Origin of the sequence: Pseudomonas grimontii, from assembly GCF_007858185.1 — a bacterium.
Lineage (GTDB): Bacteria > Pseudomonadota > Gammaproteobacteria > Pseudomonadales > Pseudomonadaceae > Aquipseudomonas > Aquipseudomonas grimontii.
This window is the reverse complement of the sequence record NZ_VFES01000008.1, coordinates 143,233-162,230: the sequence shown is the minus strand read 5'-3', so window position 1 is coordinate 162,230 and position 18,998 is coordinate 143,233. Positions and strand designations below refer to the sequence as shown.

General features: G+C 58.8%; 19 protein-coding genes. 7 read left to right on the top strand and 12 right to left on the bottom strand.

Annotated elements, in window-relative coordinates; translation table 11 throughout:
* Positions 1-173: 173 nt before the first annotated feature.
* Entirely contained in the window at positions 174-905 is a 732-nt protein-coding gene (locus tag FIV39_RS14640) for a TetR/AcrR family transcriptional regulator (protein ID WP_032904476.1), read from the bottom strand.
* Between the two features lie 184 nt (positions 906-1,089).
* Between FIV39_RS14640 and FIV39_RS14635 the strand changes: the two genes are divergently transcribed.
* Positions 1,090-2,721 carry an ATP-dependent acyl-CoA ligase gene (locus tag FIV39_RS14635; RefSeq protein ID WP_032904478.1) on the top strand — a complete coding sequence of 544 codons (1,632 nt, stop codon included), beginning with the start codon at positions 1,090-1,092 and terminating at the stop codon, positions 2,719-2,721.
* Positions 2,722-2,922: 201 nt separating this feature from the next.
* On the opposite strand, the gene FIV39_RS14630 is transcribed toward FIV39_RS14635, so the two are convergent.
* Positions 2,923-3,723: an SDR family NAD(P)-dependent oxidoreductase gene (locus FIV39_RS14630; RefSeq protein ID WP_020300784.1), complete on the bottom strand. Its 801-nt coding sequence runs from the start codon at positions 3,721-3,723 to the stop codon at positions 2,923-2,925.
* A gap of 101 nt (positions 3,724-3,824) precedes the next feature.
* Between FIV39_RS14630 and FIV39_RS14625 the strand changes: the two genes are divergently transcribed.
* Complete coding sequence (locus FIV39_RS14625) at positions 3,825-4,565, top strand: DUF2889 domain-containing protein (RefSeq protein WP_047530986.1); 741 nt, start codon at positions 3,825-3,827, stop codon at positions 4,563-4,565.
* Positions 4,566-4,649: 84 nt separating this feature from the next.
* On the opposite strand, the gene FIV39_RS14620 is transcribed toward FIV39_RS14625, so the two are convergent.
* From FIV39_RS14620 to FIV39_RS14605, 4 genes are all read right to left on the bottom strand, one after another.
* Positions 4,650-5,225 (bottom strand): aromatic-ring-hydroxylating dioxygenase subunit beta, encoded by a 576-nt coding sequence (locus FIV39_RS14620; protein ID WP_020300786.1) that lies wholly within the window; start codon positions 5,223-5,225, stop codon positions 4,650-4,652.
* A gap of 95 nt (positions 5,226-5,320) precedes the next feature.
* Positions 5,321-6,721, bottom strand: coding sequence for an aromatic ring-hydroxylating dioxygenase subunit alpha (locus tag FIV39_RS14615; RefSeq protein ID WP_047530990.1), 1,401 nt, complete (start codon positions 6,719-6,721; stop codon positions 5,321-5,323).
* A gap of 123 nt (positions 6,722-6,844) precedes the next feature.
* Positions 6,845-7,843, bottom strand: coding sequence for a fumarylacetoacetate hydrolase family protein (locus FIV39_RS14610; protein ID WP_047530992.1), 999 nt, complete (start codon positions 7,841-7,843; stop codon positions 6,845-6,847).
* Positions 7,840-8,541 (bottom strand): SDR family NAD(P)-dependent oxidoreductase, encoded by a 702-nt coding sequence (locus tag FIV39_RS14605; RefSeq protein WP_047530994.1) that lies wholly within the window; start codon positions 8,539-8,541, stop codon positions 7,840-7,842. The genes FIV39_RS14610 and FIV39_RS14605 overlap by 4 nt, the downstream gene beginning before the upstream one ends.
* 139 nt (positions 8,542-8,680) lie before the next feature.
* Between FIV39_RS14605 and FIV39_RS14600 the strand changes: the two genes are divergently transcribed.
* Both FIV39_RS14600 and FIV39_RS14595 read left to right on the top strand, forming a co-directional pair.
* Entirely contained in the window at positions 8,681-9,079 is a 399-nt protein-coding gene (locus tag FIV39_RS14600) for a Zn-ribbon domain-containing OB-fold protein (protein WP_047538897.1), read from the top strand.
* The gene (locus FIV39_RS14595; protein WP_146371540.1) at positions 9,079-10,269 is read left to right on the top strand and encodes a thiolase family protein; all 1,191 of its coding nucleotides are present in this window, start codon (positions 9,079-9,081) and stop codon (positions 10,267-10,269) included. Before FIV39_RS14600 ends, FIV39_RS14595 begins: the two co-directional genes overlap by 1 nt.
* A 9-nt stretch (positions 10,270-10,278) precedes the next feature.
* Here FIV39_RS14595 and FIV39_RS14590 read toward each other — a convergent pair whose 3' ends face one another.
* The 6 genes from FIV39_RS14590 to FIV39_RS14565 all read right to left on the bottom strand — a co-directional run bounded on the left by FIV39_RS14590 (position 10,279) and on the right by FIV39_RS14565 (position 15,728).
* Positions 10,279-11,064, bottom strand: coding sequence for an IclR family transcriptional regulator (locus FIV39_RS14590; protein ID WP_047530998.1), 786 nt, complete (start codon positions 11,062-11,064; stop codon positions 10,279-10,281).
* An 88-nt stretch (positions 11,065-11,152) separates the two neighbouring features.
* Positions 11,153-12,739 carry an MFS transporter gene (locus FIV39_RS14585; RefSeq protein ID WP_060766161.1) on the bottom strand — a complete coding sequence of 529 codons (1,587 nt, stop codon included), beginning with the start codon at positions 12,737-12,739 and terminating at the stop codon, positions 11,153-11,155.
* 39 nt (positions 12,740-12,778) lie between these two features.
* The gene (locus FIV39_RS14580) at positions 12,779-13,663 is read right to left on the bottom strand and encodes a fumarylacetoacetate hydrolase family protein (protein WP_047531002.1); all 885 of its coding nucleotides are present in this window, start codon (positions 13,661-13,663) and stop codon (positions 12,779-12,781) included.
* A gap of 1 nt (position 13,664) precedes the next feature.
* Complete coding sequence (locus tag FIV39_RS14575; protein ID WP_090406381.1) at positions 13,665-14,615, bottom strand: VOC family protein; 951 nt, start codon at positions 14,613-14,615, stop codon at positions 13,665-13,667.
* A 66-nt stretch (positions 14,616-14,681) separates the two neighbouring features.
* The gene (locus FIV39_RS14570) at positions 14,682-15,440 is read right to left on the bottom strand and encodes an SDR family NAD(P)-dependent oxidoreductase (RefSeq protein ID WP_047531006.1); all 759 of its coding nucleotides are present in this window, start codon (positions 15,438-15,440) and stop codon (positions 14,682-14,684) included.
* 51 nt (positions 15,441-15,491) lie between these two features.
* Positions 15,492-15,728, bottom strand: coding sequence for a ferredoxin (locus tag FIV39_RS14565; RefSeq protein ID WP_020300797.1), 237 nt, complete (start codon positions 15,726-15,728; stop codon positions 15,492-15,494).
* 362 nt (positions 15,729-16,090) lie between these two features.
* On the opposite strand from FIV39_RS14565, the gene FIV39_RS14560 reads away from it, so the two are divergent.
* From FIV39_RS14560 to FIV39_RS14550, 3 genes are read left to right on the top strand one after another with little or no spacing between them, the layout of a single operon-like run.
* The gene (locus FIV39_RS14560; RefSeq protein ID WP_047538900.1) at positions 16,091-17,353 is read left to right on the top strand and encodes an MFS transporter; all 1,263 of its coding nucleotides are present in this window, start codon (positions 16,091-16,093) and stop codon (positions 17,351-17,353) included.
* A gap of 28 nt (positions 17,354-17,381) precedes the next feature.
* Positions 17,382-17,702 carry a 2Fe-2S iron-sulfur cluster-binding protein gene (locus tag FIV39_RS14555; protein ID WP_047531008.1) on the top strand — a complete coding sequence of 107 codons (321 nt, stop codon included), beginning with the start codon at positions 17,382-17,384 and terminating at the stop codon, positions 17,700-17,702.
* A 20-nt stretch (positions 17,703-17,722) separates the two neighbouring features.
* Positions 17,723-18,958, top strand: a complete 1,236-nt coding sequence (locus tag FIV39_RS14550) for an NAD(P)/FAD-dependent oxidoreductase (RefSeq protein ID WP_060766162.1) — start codon at positions 17,723-17,725, stop codon at positions 18,956-18,958.
* Positions 18,959-18,998 lie beyond the last annotated feature (40 nt).

Below are 18,998 nucleotides of genomic sequence, written 5' to 3'. Positions count from 1 at the left end.
GAGAGGCCTGACCCAGAGCCCTCGACCCGAGTCGAAAAATGCTTTGCGAGGTTAAAAACTACGAGTCAGCCTTGAAAAAGAATGGAATGCAGGTGGCAGAAAATTCGCGTACGAAAACGCAAAGCCCCCGATAAACGGGGGCTTTGGTTAGCGCGATGGGTAGTTCTTTAAGGTCAGCGGCGGGTGCGCGAGGTAGAACCCATGATCAGCGCGCCCAGGAGTTTTTTCACCCGGACCGGGAACAATCGACGCCCTGCGGCTTCTGGCACGAGGATTTCGCTCAACACGTAACGAATGATCATTTCGCAGATCAGCTCACGGTCAAGACGCACCCCGAGGCGTTCGTCCCAGTCGTCGAAAACGATGCCCAGGCCATCCTGAAAGCGCACGATCGAATCGTGGAAAATCCGTCGGAAGAAGCCCAGCGCGTAGTCGGGCGCAACCACAAGAAGACGACGAGCCCGACTTTGCTCTAGATAGTTATCAAGATAGGCAAATAGCGCATTCAAGCGCGCTTCCGGATCACTGATGTGACCGAGTTCCTGGGACAGCGAGCTGTGAAAGCTTTCGCGCTTGTGGCGCGAAAAGGTGTCCAACAAGTCCTCCTGCGAGGCGAAATAGCGATAAAAGGTGCCACGGGAAACGCCCGCTACCTGGCACACATCCAGAATCGAAATACGATCCGCGCCAGACATCAGCACGACTTCTTCAGTGGCTTTAAGGATGTTGGCAATGGTTTCTTCCGAACGGCGATTCGGCTTGACCTTGGTGCCTGCCACTGAGTTGGCAGCAGCACGTCGCTCTACGGGTTTAGCCGGGCTCGCCCCTGCTTCAGATGGCGCATTTTTTTTGGATTTGGGAGCCGGCGCAGGCGCCTCTGCTTTCTTGGATGCGACTTTTGGCATGGCGTGACGGGCTCATGAAGAGTAAAGATTGTGCAACGTTACCACAGGATCTGTGCATAAATAACACTATATGTTCAACTTATTGCTAAAGACATTTGATGAGTTTGTATTTAGAATTGGATTCTCTCTTCAAAATAAAATCAGGCAGCCCGACCGGTTATGGGTGCCTAAAAGGAGAAAACTGATGGGTAGCAGTGGAAATCCAGACACCTGGACAGTGGGAGAACGAGACACTGTCATTGATGCGTTAGATCGTGCGGTAGCAAGGCATCCAGACAAAATATTGCTGGATTTCAGCGGTGAGTTATACACATATGCTCAGGTTGACTCACTTTCCACCAAGATGGCCAACGCACTTGCCACCCTGGGCGTCAAGGCCGGTGAAACCGTGCTGACGATGCTGGATAACAACATCGATGCCGTCACCACCTGGCTGGCCATCAACAAGCTCTGCGCCGTGAGTGTGCCGATCAACACCGCGCTCAAGGGCGAGTTCCTCCGCCATCAGATCGCCGATACCGGCACCTCGGTGGTGATCTGCGAAGCGGCCTACCTGCTGCGCATCACACCACTCGCCGAACAACTGCAGGACGTACACCACATTCTTCACCGTGGCACCCTCGAGGCAGTTCCTGATTGCCCGATTCGTATTGCGCCACTGGATGAATGGCGTGGCCATGACGCCACCCCACTCGCCAATAAACCGCGACCTTCAGACCTTGCCTGCCTGATTTACACCTCGGGCACCACGGGCCCTTCCAAGGGCTGCATGATCAGCTACAACTTCATGTGCAATCTGGCGCGCCTGCAACTACGTGCCGGTCCGGCCAGTGCCGACGACGTCACCATCACGCCGCTGCCGCTGTTTCACATGAATGCGCTGTGTGTATCGATCATTGCCAGCATTCTGGTGGGCGCGCGCGCCGCCATTCTTGCGCGATTCTCGGTCTCGAATTTCTGGCCGGAAGTGGAGCGCTCGGGCGCGACCATTGCCTCGATCCTGGGTGGCATGGGCGGCCTCCTCGCCCAGGCGCCAGACAACGAAGCGATGCTGCGCTGCGTCGGGCAGATCCATACCGCCCGTGGCAACCCTTATACCGAAGAAACCAAAAAGATCTGGCGCGAGCGCTTCGGCACCAAGCTGGTAGGCGGCAACGGCTATGGCCTGACCGAAGCCTGCGTTATCACTTCGCTGGCTGCCGGGGAATACGCCGCGCCCGGCTCGTCGGGTAAACGTATTGCAGATTTTGACGTAAGGATCGTCGACGACCTCGATCAGGAAGTGCCGCCCAACTCCCCTGGCGAAATCGTGGTGCGCCCGCTCCGTCCCGACATCATGTTCCAGGGCTACTGGCGTCGTCCGGAGGATACCCAGAAGCTGATGCGCAATATGTGGTTCCACACCGGCGACGTTGGCAAATTCGATGATGTTGGCTTCTTCTACTTTGTCGACCGCAAGAAGGACTACATGCGTCGCAGGGGGGAGAACATTTCCAGCTTTGAAATGGAAGCAGCCTTTGCTTCTCACCCGGCACTGGCCGAAGTGGCGGTGCATGCCGTGCCTTCAGATAAAGGCGAGGATGATGTGAAGGTGACTGCCGTGCTGCATGAAGGCGTGACGCTTGAGCCGGAGCAACTGTTCCATTGGGCCACCGACTCGGTGCCCTACTATGCCTTGCCGCGCTACATCGAGTTTCGCAGCAGCTTGCCGAAAAACCCGCAGGGCCGGGTGTTGAAGTATCTGCTGCGCGATGAAGGTAAAACCGACGCCACCTGGGATCTGGAAACCACATCGATCGTGGTGTCCAAAAAGTAACAGTACTACCTGGCATGTGTCGGCCATCCAACGCCGAAAGCCCGCTTTGAAGCGAGCTTTCGCTTCTCTTGGGCCTGGTGTCGCCTTTGTATGAGTGAGCTTGCTTGCGATGAACTCAAGGACAATGCGTTTTACAAGAACGTGCGCGTTATCGTTAACGTCCATCGCGAGCAAGCTCGCTCCTGCATTAATCGTGTGAAATCAATACTCGCGCACGGGAATGCCTTTGGGGCGGGAGTTGTAACCGGGTAGGTGCAGGCCACCGTCGACGTGAATGGTCTCGCCGGTGATAAAGCGCGACATCTCCGACGCGAGGAATACCACCACCGGGCCAATGTCGGCTTCAGGCTCGCCACAGCGGCCCAGCGGACGCATTGAAGCGGACATTTCGGCAAAGCCCGGGTTTTCTGCGGCAAGTTTGTGGAAGGTGGCGCCCATCGCGGTAGGTGCGATGGCATTGGTTCGAATGTTGAACCGCCCCCATTCAGAGGCGGCGCTGCGAGTCAGCCCGACGATCGCTGCCTTGGCCGTGTTGTAATCGCCGTGCAGCCAGGCGCCGATCTCGATATCGATTGAATAGAAGTTGATGATCTTGCCACCGCCCCGCGCTTTCATATGCGGCAGTGCGGCTTTCATCGCCCACCAGGCCGCCCACACTGTAGAGCCGAGGGTTTGCTCCAGCATCGCGTCGGTTTTTTCTTCCAGAAGGACATTAGGGGTGGGTGCAAAGGCATTGTTAACCAGGATGTCCAGGCCACCAAATTGATCAACGGCTAATTGCACGGCGGCTTCGATATCGGCCTTGCTGCACACGTCAGTCTTGATGAACACCGCTTGGGCACCCAGCGCTTTGAGTTCGGCGACTACGGCCTCGCCACTGGTGACATCCAGCTCGGCGACCACCACGGCAGCGCCCTCTTTGGCAAAGTTCAGCGCAATGCCGCGGCCGATTCCGCCACCTGCGCCAGTAATCAGCGCAACCTGTTCATTTAGCAGTGCCATAGTCACTCCACTTCTTGTTTTTTAGTGAACATTTTTGGTTATAGTGTTCAAATATAGCTTATTTCGTCAGCCTGAACAGCATTGAAACAAGGATATTGAGGATGACTGCATTTCGTCGCCGCGTAGACATCATTGCTCAGCATGCCAATGGCACGGGCGAAGTTCGCGCCGCTCTGGAAGACGACTTCCACCACTTCCGGGTGTGGGTCAGCTACCGCGCAGGTGAAGTCATCGCCATTGGCGGTGAAGCGCTGCGCTATCCCTATTCCCTGTGCCCGCAGGCTTGCAATCAATTACAGCAATTGCGGGGGATGAAGCTGGACCGGATAGCCCATTCAGTCACCCGGCAGACCGACGCCAGTCATCAATGCACCCACTTGCTCGATCTCGCGGGGCTCGCCATTGCTGCTGCCGCACGTGGCTCCCGCCAGCGCCGCTATGACATTAGCGTGGGCCAGCGCATCGACAACCGCACCCGCTCTACGTTGGTACGCGATGGCAATGAAGACCTGACCTGGGAAGTAGACGGCACCATGATCGAAGGACCCTCACCCTATTGCGGCATCAATCTTCGCGAAGGCATGGCACGCTGGGCACTGAATGCCCTCAATGAAGAAGCCGCCGAAGCGGCTCTTTTACTTCGCCGCTGCACCCTGATTTCGATGGGGCGCGCGTACAACCTCGACGAGCAGATTCATGCCCTGAACACCGGCCGCTGCTACAGCCAACAACCCGAACGCGCGGAACAGGCACTGCGCATGAAGGGTTCGACGCTGGACTTCAGCAATGAACAGTTCAAATTGTGCGCCCAGGACCAGGAGTGGCTTAGGCAGCACCAATAGTCACACGGCTCCCATATCAAAAGCCGCGCGACCATCATCCGCAAGGCCCGGCGATCCGGATTCGAACCAGACCGCCGATAATGCCTAGAGGAAGACGGCCAGATTTGGCGTTCCAAGCACCGCTTGGTCGATGATGACTTCGCGCCGCGCCAGCTTGAATCCCGCCTCACTCAGACGCAGCACATCACGCCGTTCGCCACTGATGATGTCGACATGGTGATCTTTGAAACGGCTACGGGTCAGCAGCAGGTAACTGGTCACCACAAACTCATCGCTCTTGTCGGTTTCTTCGACAAACACGTTAGTCACCAGACGTCGGGTACGCGAAGGAGGATCTTCCGCCCAGGCACTTTTGCCGGACAGGCGCAGGATTCGGCCCATGATCGAGCGGTAGTCATCGTGGTAATGCTGAACGCTGCGCACGATGGTGGTTTTCAACTCGGCGGCCAAGCGCGTCTGGCGCAGCGGCACGGTGTACACCAGGTCGGTGTCCAGGCGTTCGGCCCACTCCTGCAGGCGAATCTGGTCGAGCAGCGTGGCTTCCTCGTAGAGAAAGGTCACCACATCGTTGTAAATCGGCGAACCCACCGGTACTCGCTTGGTACCGACTGGGGAACCCGGCTGGATATCCTCCACACCGCGTTGTTGAACCTGAGCCATGAGTAACTCCTTAACTTTTATTCTTGTACTCGTGAATGCTGTTACCGGCGACTGCGGCCCGCTAGGACCGCTGTCGAACCAGGACTGGCGAACGCTTATTTCTCGTCCGATGCGGTCATCAGCTCATGCCAGTACAACCACCAGTGCCACTGGGTATCGTCCTTGGTGAAACCTTCGTTGACGATGCCGGGGCCAGGCCACCCTTCCGGTGCTCCGGTTTCAAAGACTGCCTGGTATTTCATCGTGCTCTTGCGGCCCATCGCCCCCTTGGCAGCCAGCGTCATGTGCGGCCAGGTATCGGAGTCATCCTGCTCGACCATGCCGGACGTGCCGAACAGCTGGATGGTTTGCTTGAGCATCTTGTCGCGCAGTTCCGGGGAAGCGTCTTTCTCGGCAAACACCCAGTTGACGAACTCGAGCTTGTCCGGACCTTGCGGCACGTAGGCGTGCAGGGTCATCGAGCCGACGACAGTGCCATCCGGCTGCGGAATGTAGACAAAACCGAAAAGAATATTCGGGAACATCCCACCGACTTGCGGCGGCATGCTGGTGAGCACTTTCAACTGATCTTCGGTCAAGTTGCGTGCCAGCTGTTCGACCATGTCGGCGGTCATGCCGGCAGGCGGCAATGCTTCGAGCTTTTGCTGCACACTCAACTCTGCCGGATCGAGTCCGGTGAGGCGCTTGATCTTGCGCGCCAGGTCGATGCAACGCAGCGCATGGCCGTGCGGCGAGCTGATTTCGACGCCGATCATTTCCGGGCTGAGGTCGGCTGTTTCGCCCTCGCCTTTCTTGGCGTAGTTACCCACTTCGCCTAACCAGCGGTGCAAGGTCAGTGTGTGGAAACCGTCGGCCGCCGATTGCTCGCCAGCCGTCTTCCAGTTGGCGTTAACGATAAAGCGCTGCGGTGGACCGAGTACTTCCATGCCTTTGTCGGAGCGGCAGAAGAGCATGTCGTAATACCACTTGGCATCGCCCAGGAATTCGTCGAACGATGGTCCATCGATATTCCAGGTCGCAAAGACCAGACCGCCATACAGCGTGACCCGAGCCTTTTTCAGGCCCAGTTCTTCTTTGGGCAGCATTTTGCCGTGCATGCATTCACGCTCGACGGGTGAGCCGACAAAGTCGCCATTCGGGCGGAAGGCCCAGCCGTGGTAGATGCATTTATGAATTTGTGTATTGCCGCAATCAGCGGTACTGATGCGCATGCCGCGGTGCGGGCACACATTGAGGTTTACAAACACCTCGCCCTCTTTGCCACGGGCAACAATGACCGAGTCGGAGCCCAGGTCGCGGACCATGAAGTCCCCGGAATTGGGGATCTCCGACTCGTGACCCAGGAGTACCCAGATCTTGCCGAAGATTTTTTCCATCTCCAGCTCGTAGATTTCGCGGTCAGACAACACGCGCATTTGTACTTCACGGCTGGATGGATAGATAAGGTCCGAGACCTTGGTTCCATCAGACAATACGGGGCTTGTTTTTGTTAGCATGATTGCCTCCTGATCAGAGCGTCACGACAGTGGTCGCAACGAAATATAAGACACTTTCTCTATTTATGTACATAGAATTCACTTTCTACTTGTAAGTGAATTCTTCCGTCATTCACGTATGCGTCAATCCTTGCTCGATGGCTTGCCCGCTTGAGTACGCAGCACACCAATGCCGTCGATCTCCAGTTCAACCACATCGCCAGGCTTCAAATAACGTAATTGCTCCAGGCCGCAGCCGTTGCCGACCGTGCCGGAGCCCAGAAACTCACCGGGGTACAGGGTTTCCGAGCGGGACACGTGGGCAATCACGTCTTCGAAACTCCAGCGCATATCACGGGTATTACCGCGCCCCCACTCCTCGCCATTGACCCGGGCAACCATATTCAGGTCATAGGGATCACCCAGTTCATCGGCTGTCACCAGGCAGGGCCCCATAATGTTGGCCGTATCAAAATCCTTGCTCTTGGCCGGGCCGAGCATGCCGGGCATTTCCAGGGCCTGGGCGTCGCGGGCACTCATGTCGTTGAAGATGGTGTAGCCGACGATATGCGCCCGGGCGGCCTCACGGCTGATGTCCTTGCCGCGCTTACCGATGTAGCAACCGAACTCGAGTTCGAAATCCATCGCCCGGCTGTAGCTCGGCCATTGAAATTCATCGTCGATGCCAATCACCGCGAAACGGTTGCCCTTGTAGTAGATGGGCTGCTTGTTGAAAGTCTCGATGACCCGATCGTCAGCACGAGTGTTCATCGCTTTCAGCGTGGCTTCCGGGTCTTCGGTACGTAGCGCACGCGCGCGACGGGCCGCCGCGAAGCTCTGGCGCAGATGCAATTCGAAGCAGGAACAGTCGCGCATTTGTGGAGGTGGCTGGATCGGTGCGCGCAGCTTCACGCTGGCACGCTCCAGCACCGCCGCCGAGGGTGCCTTGGTGACCAGCGCACGGGCCAGGTTCAACGCCGGCTCACCGGCCTCCACCAAGGCCAGAATGCTGCTCAATGCCACACTGTCACGACCTTCTCGCAGGCGGTAAGCATTTTGCAGATCGAGCACCTGCTGGTCCCGATTGAGCAATGCCCCCGCGCGATCAAAACCTTCGGCATCGGTATACGTCACCAGCCTCATACGCGGCCACTCACAGGCAGCAGTGCACCGGTTACCGCTGCGGCTTCGTCGGATAACAGAAACGCCACTACCGCCGCCAACGCCTGCGGAGTGACCCAGCGGCCGCTGTCGGCATCAGGCATGTCGGCGCGGTTGGCGGGGGTGTCAATGATGCTCGGCAGCACAGCGTTGACCGTTACACCACGATCCTTCAGCTCCTCGGCCAACGCCTCGGTCAACCGGGCTACACCGGCCTTGGAGGCGGCATAAGCCCCCATACCGGTTGCGGCTTTGACCGAGGCCAGCGCGCCAATGTTGACGATGCGCCCGGCCTTGGAATCCAGCAGGTGCGCCAACGCAGACTGGGAACTGACCACGGCGGTACGCACGTTCATCTGGTAAAGCCGATCCCAGGTCAGCAGGCTGCCGCCTTCGACGGTCTCCCAGGCAAAACCGCCCGCGACATTGACCAAACCGTCGATGCCACCCAAATGCGCCGCGACCTGCTCGAACGCAGCGCTGGCCGACTCGCTCGAGGTCAGGTCGACACCGCCCAGGCACAGCAGGTTTTCCGTATCCAGCAAGGCAGCTGGGGCCTCGTTGCGATCCAGCAACGCAACCCGCGCGCCTCGCGCCAGCAGAAATGTGCCAAGTGCGCTGCCGAGGGCACCAAACCCGCCGGTGACGACTACCCTCTTGTCCAATAATGATTGGAACATCGCGAAATCCTCTTGTTGTTGTTTTACGGCGCGAACGGTCGATTCGCGCCTTTGTCCAGATAAATATATGACACTTTTAGAAAATATGTACAAATGATACTGTATGACTTCAAGTCAAACACTCACCTGCGGACCGCTGATGCCTAGAAAACTGCCTGCACTCAACGCCGACAACCGCGCCTTCTGGCAAGGCGGTCAACAGGGCGAACTGCTCGTTCATCGCTGCGCGGCCTGTAGCCGGTATTTCCACCCGCCCGCCCCGCTCTGCCCGCATTGCGCAAGCTTTGACGTGGCGCCGCAAGCGGTGTCCGGCAAGGGCAAAGTGCTCAGCTTCACCATCAACTATCAGCCCTGGACCCCCGACCTGGAGGTGCCCTATGTGGTGGCGATCATCGAGTTGGTTGAGCAACCCGGCTTGCAGTTCGTGAGCAACGTGGTGGGCATGCCGGTCACGGATGTGCAGATCGACATGCCGGTACGGGTCAGCTTCCTCAATGTCGAGGATGTATGGTTACCTCTGTTCGAGAAGGATCAGTGATGTTCGATCATCGTTATGAAAAAGACGTAGCCATTACCGGTATCGGTCAATCAGAGATCGGGCGACCGTCGAGCAAGTCAGCGATGCGCCTGACCCTGGATGCCTGCCTGGAAGCCATTGCGGACGCCGGCCTGCAACGCAGCGACATCGACGGCGTGGCCTGCTGGCCGGGCGACAACAACAATGGCGACCCGTTTTCACCGGTCGGTCCCAGTGCGCTGAAGAGTGCCCTCGGGCTCAACGTCAACTGGTTCGGTGGCGGTTATGAAGGGCCCGGCCCGCTCACCGGGGTGATCAACGGCGCCATGGCGATTGCGGCGGGCCTGTGCAAGCACGTACTGGTGTTTCGCACCATCACCGAAGCGTCGGCGCGCATGGTCAACAAACAGGCCGGCGCACTGACCAATAAAACCCAGGGTCGCGACAGCAGCTACGCCTGGCAGTGGTTTACCCCGTTCAATGTGCAATCGGGCATCAACCTGATGGCGTTGTATGCCCAGCGTCACTTCCATGAATACGGCACCCGACCGGAGCAGCTGGCGCAGATAGCCCTGACGTGTCGCCAGAACGCCATGCGCAACCCTAAGGCGCTGTATCGCACGCCGATGAGCATGGACGACTACATGGCATCGCGGATGATTTCAACGCCTCTGCGCATGTTCGACTGCGACGTGCATTGCGATGCGTCCACCGCCATCATCCTGTCCCGTCGCGATATCGCCCAGGACCAGCCGAACAAACCGATCCGCATCGAGGCCATGGGCGCAGCGTTGAACCAGCCATGGTCGTGGGATCAGATCTCCCTGACCAAAATGGCCGCCTTCGATGTCGGAGAGATGATGTGGGCACGCACCGACTACACCCCGCAGGATGTTGAATCTGCGCAGTTGTATGACGGATTTTCGATCTTGACCCTGATCTGGCTTGAAGCCCTGGGCCTGTGCCCCACCGGGGAAAGTGGTGCGTTCGTCGAGGGTGGCACGCGCATCGCACTGGAGGGCAGCTTGCCCATCAATACCAATGGCGGGCAGCTGTCTGGCGGACGCACCCACGGCCTGGGTTACGTGCATGAAGCCTGCCTGCAACTGTGGGGCCGTGCCGAAGGCCGGCAAACCCGCGAACACCGCGCCAGTACGGTGGCAGCCGGAGGCGGCCCGCTGGGGGGCAGCCTGCTACTGGTTCGCGAGTAACGGCGCGCCTCAGTAGAGTACGCCGGCCACTTCGCTACAGAACTCGATCAACGCCTTGCCCAGTTCGGCAAGGCCCTCTTCGTCCCGTTGGCCACGGAACATCACTGCTGACACGGTGAAATCGATGCTGTTGGTCGGTGAAAAGACCGGCGCCGCAATCGCAAGAATCCCCCCCGAGAAATGCCCGTCGTCCATTGCCCAACCACGCTCGGCAGCCTGTCTCACTTCCTCACGGTAAACCTCCAGCGAAAGAGGTTGAGCCCAACGAATCGTCTCGAAACTGCTCTGTACTTCCGGATCGTCGAGGTCGATCTGCGTAGCGAACAACCGGCCGCTGGCGCCCATCAGAATCGGCAGACGCTGACCTTCGGCCATGTCGATACGCACATCGGTCGGGCTTGCAGCGGAACTGACAATGACGATGCGGTCAGGGCTCATTTTTCGCCACAGGGTGATGGTCACCCGCTGGCGTGCAGCCAGGTTCTGCAACAGCGGTTTGGCCATCTGAACGCGATGACCCTGGGTAACCAATTGTTCGACCAGACGCGCCAGGCCCAGGCCCACGGTGTAACGCTTGGAAAGAGCACTGAAATCGACCACCTCCTCTTGCACCAGGGTACGCAGGATGTTGAAGCAGGTGCTTGGATTGATTTTCAGTTGCCGGGCGATGTCCACTGAACGTTCCGGCGTACCCACCTGACTGAGGTAACGCAAGATGCGTATGGCGTTGGAAACGGGTTTGACGAGGGTTGCGCCGGCCGATTTGCTGCTGTCGTTGACGTCAGTGAGTTCCATGCCCGATCCAGTAACTTTAGAGTGGCGCCATTCTAACCTGAGAATGATTGGCGTTGTAAAAGTTTTATCTGGGAATTATTCGATCACTTCAATCGGTTAGTTTCACTGGCGGCTGATAGATCAAACGACGGGTTTGCAGATCTTCGCGACGAAAACGCTCGATGAGACGCTCTTGGGCATGGTCGGCCTGGGTCACCCGAACCTGTTGGCGCAAGTATTCCAGCCAGGACTCGACAATAAAGCGCTCGCTGTAGAGTTGCGGGTCCGCCATGTCGCGGTACAAACGCCAGTTTTGCGCGCCGTTGCGCCGTCGCGCCTTGCCTACCGTGTACACAGCGGCCAGAAAGTCATCGCGGTCCGGCGCAGCCACCCGGTACACAATCTCCACCGATACCGGTCCATCGGAATGGGACACCGGACTGGCCAGCTGGAGTGTGTCGGTCAACTGCACCTCGGCAAAGTCTGCTTCCTGGCCCAGTTCCACATGGCCATTTCGGGTCAGCGCGATGCCGACCAGCAACAACAGTGTCGAGAGCAACAAGCTCTGGCTCAACCCCAGATACTCGGCCAATGCCCCCCATATCGCACCGCCGGCCGCCATCGCGCCCATCAGGATCAACACATAGACCGATGCGACCCGTGCGCGCACCCAATTGGCGGCATAGGTTTGCACCACCGTGGAAATGGTCGCGTTGACCGCCATCCAGCCGAACCCCGCCAGCAGCATCATCGCGCAGACCGCATAGCGGTTGTTGGATAGCGCGGCAGTGAGGGTGGCGAGGGCAAAGGAGATGGCGCCGCAAACCAGCAGATGACGCATGCCCAATACGCGATACAGCCGCGGCAAGCTGAGCGCAGCCAACACTGCACCGGCGCCAAGAAACGCCATGAGCAAGCCATAACCACCGGCGTCCATACCCAATTCCTGCTTGGCCACCAGCGGCATCAAGGCCCACAAAGCGCTGGCACTCGTGGTGAACACCAGAACCTGCTTCATGGCGCTGAACAGGACCGCTGAATGCCGGATATAGCGCAGGCCACTGCGCATGCCACCGGTCAGGGTTTCCGGTGGCAAGCCCACGGCAGGCGGGTTGGGAGCGATACGAAAGAGGAATAGCAGCACCGCGAACATACACAGCGCGATCACCAGAAATACCGAGGTCGTGTTCCAGTATGCAATCAGTGCACCCGCCAACGCGGGGCCCAAAGCGCGGGTGGCGTTGATGGAAATTCCGTTCAAGGACACTGCGGCCGGCACCTGGTCGCGGGGCAGTACACCTACCATGGTCACCATCCACGCCGACATGCCCAGCGCACTGCCAGTACCGAGCACAAAGGTAAACGCCAACAAGCCCCAGGTTTCCAGGTGCGCGCTGTACGCCAGCACACACAACACCAGTGCGGCGAACAGCATCATGCACTGGGTAATGATCAGCCAACTGCGACGGTCCACCCGATCGGCAATCACCCCACCGGGAAAGGCAAACAGGAATACCGGCAGGGTCACGGCGGTTTGCACCAGAGAGACCATGGCTGCCGACGTCGTCAATGTGGTCATGATCCACGCCGCGGCGACCGTCTGCATCCAGATAGCCATGTTGACCACTGCGGCTGCCAGCCATAAGCCGCGGAACGCTTTGTTGCGAAACGGCGCCCACGCCGAACCCTCGCTCATCATCACTCCTCAGCGTCTATTCCTGTCAAAATCAGCGGGTTAGTTACCCAGCGGCTGACCCAGTCGCCCAGCCGCACGTGCGGGGCAGAGCTGGCGTGGCAGAGCGACGGTATTGCGCAGTCGGCCGACGCCTTGGATTTCAGCCTCGACCCGATCACCCGGCCGCAAAAAGCGCCCGCTTTCCAGGCCCACACCGTGGGTAGAACCGGTAAACACCAGGTCGCCAGGACGCAGACTGATGCGTGCATCCAGATAATTGAGCAACTCATCCAGAGGAAAAATCATCTGCCGCGTATTGTCCTGCTGGCGCAGTTCGTAGTTGACGCTGAGGCGTATATCCAGCGCCGGTTGCCCCATTACGCCCAATTCGTCTGCCGTCACAATCCAGGGACCTACCGGAGTAGTGCGGTCCATGGCTTTCTGGGTCAACAAGTCCAGGCGGCCGATCTGTTTACCGGCATCTCGAGCACTGATGTCATTGCCCACCGTGTACCCCAGCAGGCAGTCGCTGGCATGGGGTTCATCCAGCAACGGTCGGCCCACCACTGCGACCAATTCGACCTCATAGTCAAGCTGGGTTGTCAGCGGCGAATATTCGATCTCGTCATTGGCGCCGACCAGCGCTGACTCAGGTTTCATGTAGGCCAGAGGGTGTGCCGGCGCATCACTGCCGAGGCGCTTGAGGTGGCTGAGGTAATTGAGACCCACACCAAACACCCGACTGCCCGGTTCCAGCGGCGCAAGCAGGCGCGCAGCCGACAACGGCAACCAATCGCCACTCAGGTCCAGGGCGTCTGACGCAAGATCCGCCCCTAGCCCGGCCCAGTGGGTGAACGGCGCATCAATACGCCGCAGGCGGTCAGTTTGCGCATCCAGCAACGCCCAGAACGCTTGCCCTGCAACTTCGACCCGCGCCAGACGCATGTCAGCGCTTGGCCAGGTACGTCGGCAGGTACTCGGCGTCGAGCACTTCTTCCGGTGTCTTGACGCTGGCGCCGAGAATTGGCCCGACCATTTCGTGGCCCCACAGGCTGAGTTTTTCCGGATTCAGCTCGTAGGGATCGCCTTGCCATGGCTCGATTTCAGCAATGGTCTCGAAGGCAAACCCGGACGGATTGAAATGGTAAAACGACAGATGGGGGTCCTGAGCATGTTGGCCGAGGGTCATCATCATCGGCAGTTCACGCTGACGCACGATGTCGTAGGTCTCACCGACATCACGCACGTTGCGTACAAACAACCCGACATGCTGCACGCCCATGCGACCCGGCCCGTGGCCATACGCGATGTCATGACTGGTGTGATGGTTGAGTTTGGAGCGGAAGAATCCGGTTCGTCCTTTGCCCGCACCGGCGCCATACCAACTGAAACCCATGACGTTAAGCAGGAAGTCCTCCAGTTCTGGCGTGTAGTCCGGAGTGATCAGCACCACATGACCCGCACCTCGTTCGTCGGCAAGGAAACCACTGTGCGGACGGCCCGGCTGGAACGAGCGCGGCATCCATTTTTGCCCGTAAAACAATTCGTGCTGATACCCCACCGGGTCACGAAAACGCACTAATTCACGCACGCCACGCTTTTCGCACAGTTCAGCGTCACCGCGGGTGAAGTCGATATTGGCGGCCGCCAGCTTCTTGATACCGTCCTCGAACGCCATGCGCCCCACCGCTTCCCAACCGATGTAGACAATTCGGTCAACCTTGCCTGGATGGAAAGCGACGCGATGGCGGCGATCATCGATTTTGAAGTACAGCGAATCGGGGTCACTCTCGGGGTTCTTGCCGATGCCAAAACCCATCACCTGCGGGCCGTACTCGCGCCACGCGTCGAGATTGGGGGACTCAAAGCCCATGTAACCGATACCGATGATGTCCACGTTATTCACCTTGTTATTGTTCGAGATGAAAGGGTGCCGGTAGCCCTTGCCAGGGCGCCGCGCGTGCTAGATCGCGAGTAACCCGCCGTCGATGACGAAGTCCGAACCGGTAATGAATGAAGCTTCATCCGAGGCGACAAAGACCGCCATCGCCACCACTTCCTCGGGTTCGCCGGGGCGATCCATCAATACCCCATCCAGCAGCATCGCGCGCATTTTTGGGTCTTCCAGAAACGGCCGGGTGCCCGGCGTCGCGACAAATCCCGGGCTCAAACTGACCGCACGGATACCGAACGGCGCGCCTTCTACCGCCAACTGGCGAGTGAAGGACACCACAGCGCCCTTGGCAGCGGAATGCGCGGAAATGCCGGCGACTTTCGAGCCACCCCACGCGGCGGTGGACGATACGTTGATGATCACTCCGCGCTGTTCGGCCAAGTGGTGCCAGGCATATTTGGTGGTATAGAACAGCAGGTCGATTTCGTTGCGCATGGTGTACTGCCAATCTTCGATCGACAGCTCGCTGACCAGCCCGAATCGTGCGGCGGAAGCGTTGTTGTAGAGAATGTCGATGCGCCCGTGTTCAGCCACGGAGGCATCGATCCAGGCCTTGGCCTGTTTGTGATCGCCCAGGTCCACGGGTGCCGAGCCATACAGGGTAAACCCCTCGGCTCGCATCAAGGCTGCCGTCTCCTCGTGGCCTTCGGCATTGAAATCGCAACCGACCACAATCGCCCCTTCGCGGGCAAAACGCAGCGCCGCCGCCCTGCCCTGGCCGCCGCCAGTACCGGTAATCAGCGCGACCTTGTTTGGTAATCGTCCCATAAGCACATCCTCACCTCAGTGGTTATCACGTTGCGGCTGACGCTCACGCCATCAAACAGCTTCGTCATCCGGGGTGATGGGCTCAAGCCAGATGGCCTCCGCAGGGCAGGCGGCTGCACCCTCACGAGCCTCCTCCTCCAACTCCGGCGGCACACGGGCATCGTCGAGGTACACCATGCCATCGGCATCAAGCTTGTACAGGCTGGGACAAATCGCAGCACACAAACCATAACCACAGCAGCGGCTTCGGTCGGCCACCGCTTTGAATTGCGCTTTTTCTGAACTCATTTTTTTCTCCTTTATCAGGTTCAGCCTCTGCAAATTATGAACACTTATTTATTTTATGTGCAATTAATTTTTAACGCGGATATGCTGAGACTCATCCGCTGTCGCTAATCACTGCCTTGGCATCAAAACGGGTGAATCGCAGCAGGATGTTGAACACGGCTGGCTTCAGAGTGATTCAACAGTGGGTGCAACGCATGAAATTCGTTTGTCCGTTAGTCAGATAGCTGCGCTGGACAAATCCGAATTTCTGATTTTATTCTGATTAAAAAACCAGATTCTGTTCAAAGAATCTGCTGGCGGTGGTCCACATCACCACTTGTAGCAGTGCTTGGCTCAACAAAACCTATAAGGAAGCCAACTTCATGCACCCGTCTAGAAACGAAGCGGCAATCGATCTGCGCGAGTTCCGCCAAAGCTGGAAAATCCTGATTTTGTCGGTCGCCGGAGTGGCCATCAGCATCAACGCCGCCCTGCTCTATGGCTTCGGCACACTGGTCGTGCCGCTCGGCGATGCCTTTGGCTGGAGCAAAAGTGAACTGCAAGCCTGCATCACCTTTCTGTTTGGCGGCGCGGTGGTGTCATTGCAGTTGGTGGGTTGGTTCAACCTGCGCTACGGCATGAAGCGCGTTACGGTTATTTCCCTGCTGCTGTTATCACTCGGCTACCTGGCGACCACGCAACTGACCCAATCGATATGGTCGATGTACATCGCCTTTGCGCTACTGCCCATCGTCGGCATGGGCGCGCTGGCGGTGACCTGGACCCAACTGATCAGCCTTTGGTTCGACAGCAATCGCGGCCTGGCGCTAGCCATTGGTCTGTCCGGGACCGGCGTCACCGCCGCCACCATCCCCCGCCTGATGGCTTGGGGCATAGAGCAATGGGACTGGCGTGCGGCCTTCGTGATTCTCGCGCTGCTCAACCTTTTGGTTCTGCTGCCGCTGATTCTGCTGTGGTTCAAGCTACCCACTGTTGCAGGTCACCGTGACGACGGCCATGTGCTGGAGCAATTGCCCGGCATGTCTTTTCGTGAAGGTATGGGCTCGCTGAAATTCTGGACCTGCAACCTGGCGCTCAGCCTGGTGATTTCTTCGATTGTCGGCATGGTCACCAGCACCGTGCCCATGCTGCAATCCCGAGGTCTGTCCGCTGGGGACGCGGCCACCATCTTCAGCTGTTTCGGTATTTCGCTGATCTTCGGCCGAATGCTGATTGGTTATTTGCTCGATCGCCTGTGGCCGCCAGCCGTGTCTGCACTAAGCCTGGTGCTACCCGCCGTCGGTTGTTTCATCTACCTGAGCCCAACCACCGAATTTGCCCCGCTCATGCTGGCGGCGGTGCTGGTTGGTTTCGGCGCCGGGGCGGAGTTCGATATTGCCGCATTCCTGATTGCCCGCTACTTCGGCCTGCGCGAATACGGCCGCCTGTTCGGCGTGCATCAGGGCCTGAATACCGTGGCCTCGGCGCTGGCCCCGCTGCTCTTCGCGTACATGCTGGCGCGCACCGGTTCGTATAGCGCGATGCTGGTGTACAGCGCCGCTTGCTGCCTGATCGGTCCGCTGTTGCTACTGACCCTGGGGCGTGTGCCGCGCTTCAATGCGCAAACCATTCCCAGACAATCCTGAGCCCCACCCAACAAGATCGGAGCAGAACATGCCCACATTGACGTTTATTGAACACAACGGCACCGCCCATCAGGTCAAAGGCGACATCGGCCAATCAGTGATGCAAGCCGCGACCTTCGCCTCGGTGCCGGGTATTTCTGCGGACTGCGGTGGTGCATGCAGTTGTGCCACCTGCCACACCTACATTGACGATGCCTGGCTGGGCAAAGTGCAAGCGGCGGAAGGCATGGAGAACGACATGCTCGAGTACGCTTTCGAGCGCCGTGACAGCAGCCGCTTGAGCTGTCAAATGATCATCAGCGAAGACATGGACGGCATGGTTCTGCACCTGCCGTCGTCGCAATTCTGAATGCGCTTGAAGGAGCTCCCATGACCCTCGCCTCAGTCGTTATCGTCGGTGCTGGCCAGGCCGGATTTCAGGTCGCTGCCTCCCTGCGTCAGGAAGGCTTTGACGGGCGCATCACCCTGATCGGCGATGAGCCAGGCCTGCCCTACCAGCGCCCGCCATTGTCCAAGGCCTATCTGCTCGGCAAGATTCAGGCGACCAATCTGCTGTTTCGTCCTGCGGATTTCTACACCACCCAGCGCATTGAACTGCTGCATGACCAGGCAACCGCGATCGACCGCCTGAACCGACGCGTGATATTGGCCTCGGGTGCTGCCGTCAGTTACGACCATTTGGTGCTGGCGACCGGCGCGCACAACCGCCCCCTGCCGGTTCCTGGCGCAGAGCTGCCGCAAGTGTTCGGTATCAAAACCAAAGCCGATGCCGACTCGCTGGCGCCGCTGGCTAAAGAAGCGCGCAACGTGGTGGTGATTGGTGCCGGGTTTATCGGCCTCGAGTTCGCGGCAGTGGCCGCTGCCCTAGGGGCTAACGTGCACGTACTGGAGCTGGGCGAGCGTCCCATGGCCCGCGCCGTTTCGCGGGAGATGTCCGAGCTGTTTCGCCAGGCACATGAAGCCTGGGGTGTGCATTTTGACTTTCGCCAAGGCTTGAGCCGCATCGACGGCGACAACGGCAATGTGTGCGCGGTGCAAACCGGTGATGGACGTGCGCTCCCAGCTGACCTGGTGGTGTTTGGTATCGGTGTGATCCCCAATGCACAACTGGCGACTGAAGCCGGTCTGGACATCGAGAACGGCATCAAGGTGGACGCCAGTCTGCTGACCTCTGACCCGCAAATTTCCGCAGTGGGGGATGTCGCCAGCTTCCCATGCCTGCAAAACAATGAGTTACACACCCGCCTCGAGTCGGTGCAGAACGCCATCGACCAGGCCCGCGCAGTGGCTGCACGCTTGATGGGCAAACCAGCGCCTTATAGCGCCCTCCCCTGGTTCTGGACCGACCAAGGCAACTTGAAACTGCAGATCGCCGGACTCTCCCATGGCTATGACAGTACCGTCGTGCTCGGTTCAGTCGAAGAACATCAAGCGTCCGTGCTGTGCTTCCGCAATGACCGTCTGGTGGCCGTGGAGTCCTGTAATCGCATGGGCGATCACATGGCGGCGCGCAAGATTCTCGCTCGCGCGCCCAAGCTGACGGCAGTCGAAGCCGCCACTGACGGGTTCGATCTGAAAGCTTGGGAAGCGGCCAACCGCGACTGAGCGTCGCACTGATCTTTCACGCCCGCTGCCGCGCCCGCCT

Excerpts from the sequence above, each read along its gene's own strand:
- FIV39_RS14605 (WP_047530994.1), bottom strand. The coding sequence starts at position 8,541 with ATGTTCCAATCATTATTGGACAAGAGGGTAGTCGTCACCGGCGGGTTT.
- FIV39_RS14555 (WP_047531008.1), top strand. The coding sequence starts at position 17,382 with ATGCCCACATTGACGTTTATTGAACACAACGGCACCGCCCATCAGGTC.
- FIV39_RS14620 (WP_020300786.1), bottom strand. The coding sequence starts at position 5,225 with ATGGCTCAGGTTCAACAACGCGGTGTGGAGGATATCCAGCCGGGTTCC.
- FIV39_RS14630 (WP_020300784.1), bottom strand. The coding sequence starts at position 3,723 with ATGGCACTGCTAAATGAACAGGTTGCGCTGATTACTGGCGCAGGTGGC.
- FIV39_RS14610 (WP_047530992.1), bottom strand. The coding sequence starts at position 7,843 with ATGAGGCTGGTGACGTATACCGATGCCGAAGGTTTTGATCGCGCGGGG.
- FIV39_RS14580 (WP_047531002.1), bottom strand. The coding sequence starts at position 13,663 with ATGCGTCTGGCGCGGGTCGAAGTTGCAGGGCAAGCGTTCTGGGCGTTG.
- FIV39_RS14565 (WP_020300797.1), bottom strand. The coding sequence starts at position 15,728 with ATGAGTTCAGAAAAAGCGCAATTCAAAGCGGTGGCCGACCGAAGCCGC.
- FIV39_RS14615 (WP_047530990.1), bottom strand. The coding sequence starts at position 6,721 with ATGCTAACAAAAACAAGCCCCGTATTGTCTGATGGAACCAAGGTCTCG.
- FIV39_RS14625 (WP_047530986.1), top strand. The coding sequence starts at position 3,825 with ATGACTGCATTTCGTCGCCGCGTAGACATCATTGCTCAGCATGCCAAT.
- FIV39_RS14635 (WP_032904478.1), top strand. The coding sequence starts at position 1,090 with ATGGGTAGCAGTGGAAATCCAGACACCTGGACAGTGGGAGAACGAGAC.
- FIV39_RS14550 (WP_060766162.1), top strand. The coding sequence starts at position 17,723 with ATGACCCTCGCCTCAGTCGTTATCGTCGGTGCTGGCCAGGCCGGATTT.
- FIV39_RS14600 (WP_047538897.1), top strand. The coding sequence starts at position 8,681 with ATGCCTAGAAAACTGCCTGCACTCAACGCCGACAACCGCGCCTTCTGG.
- FIV39_RS14585 (WP_060766161.1), bottom strand. The coding sequence starts at position 12,739 with ATGAGCGAGGGTTCGGCGTGGGCGCCGTTTCGCAACAAAGCGTTCCGC.
- FIV39_RS14595 (WP_146371540.1), top strand. The coding sequence starts at position 9,079 with ATGTTCGATCATCGTTATGAAAAAGACGTAGCCATTACCGGTATCGGT.
- FIV39_RS14570 (WP_047531006.1), bottom strand. The coding sequence starts at position 15,440 with ATGGGACGATTACCAAACAAGGTCGCGCTGATTACCGGTACTGGCGGC.
- FIV39_RS14590 (WP_047530998.1), bottom strand. The coding sequence starts at position 11,064 with ATGGAACTCACTGACGTCAACGACAGCAGCAAATCGGCCGGCGCAACC.
- FIV39_RS14560 (WP_047538900.1), top strand. The coding sequence starts at position 16,091 with ATGCACCCGTCTAGAAACGAAGCGGCAATCGATCTGCGCGAGTTCCGC.
- FIV39_RS14640 (WP_032904476.1), bottom strand. The coding sequence starts at position 905 with ATGCCAAAAGTCGCATCCAAGAAAGCAGAGGCGCCTGCGCCGGCTCCC.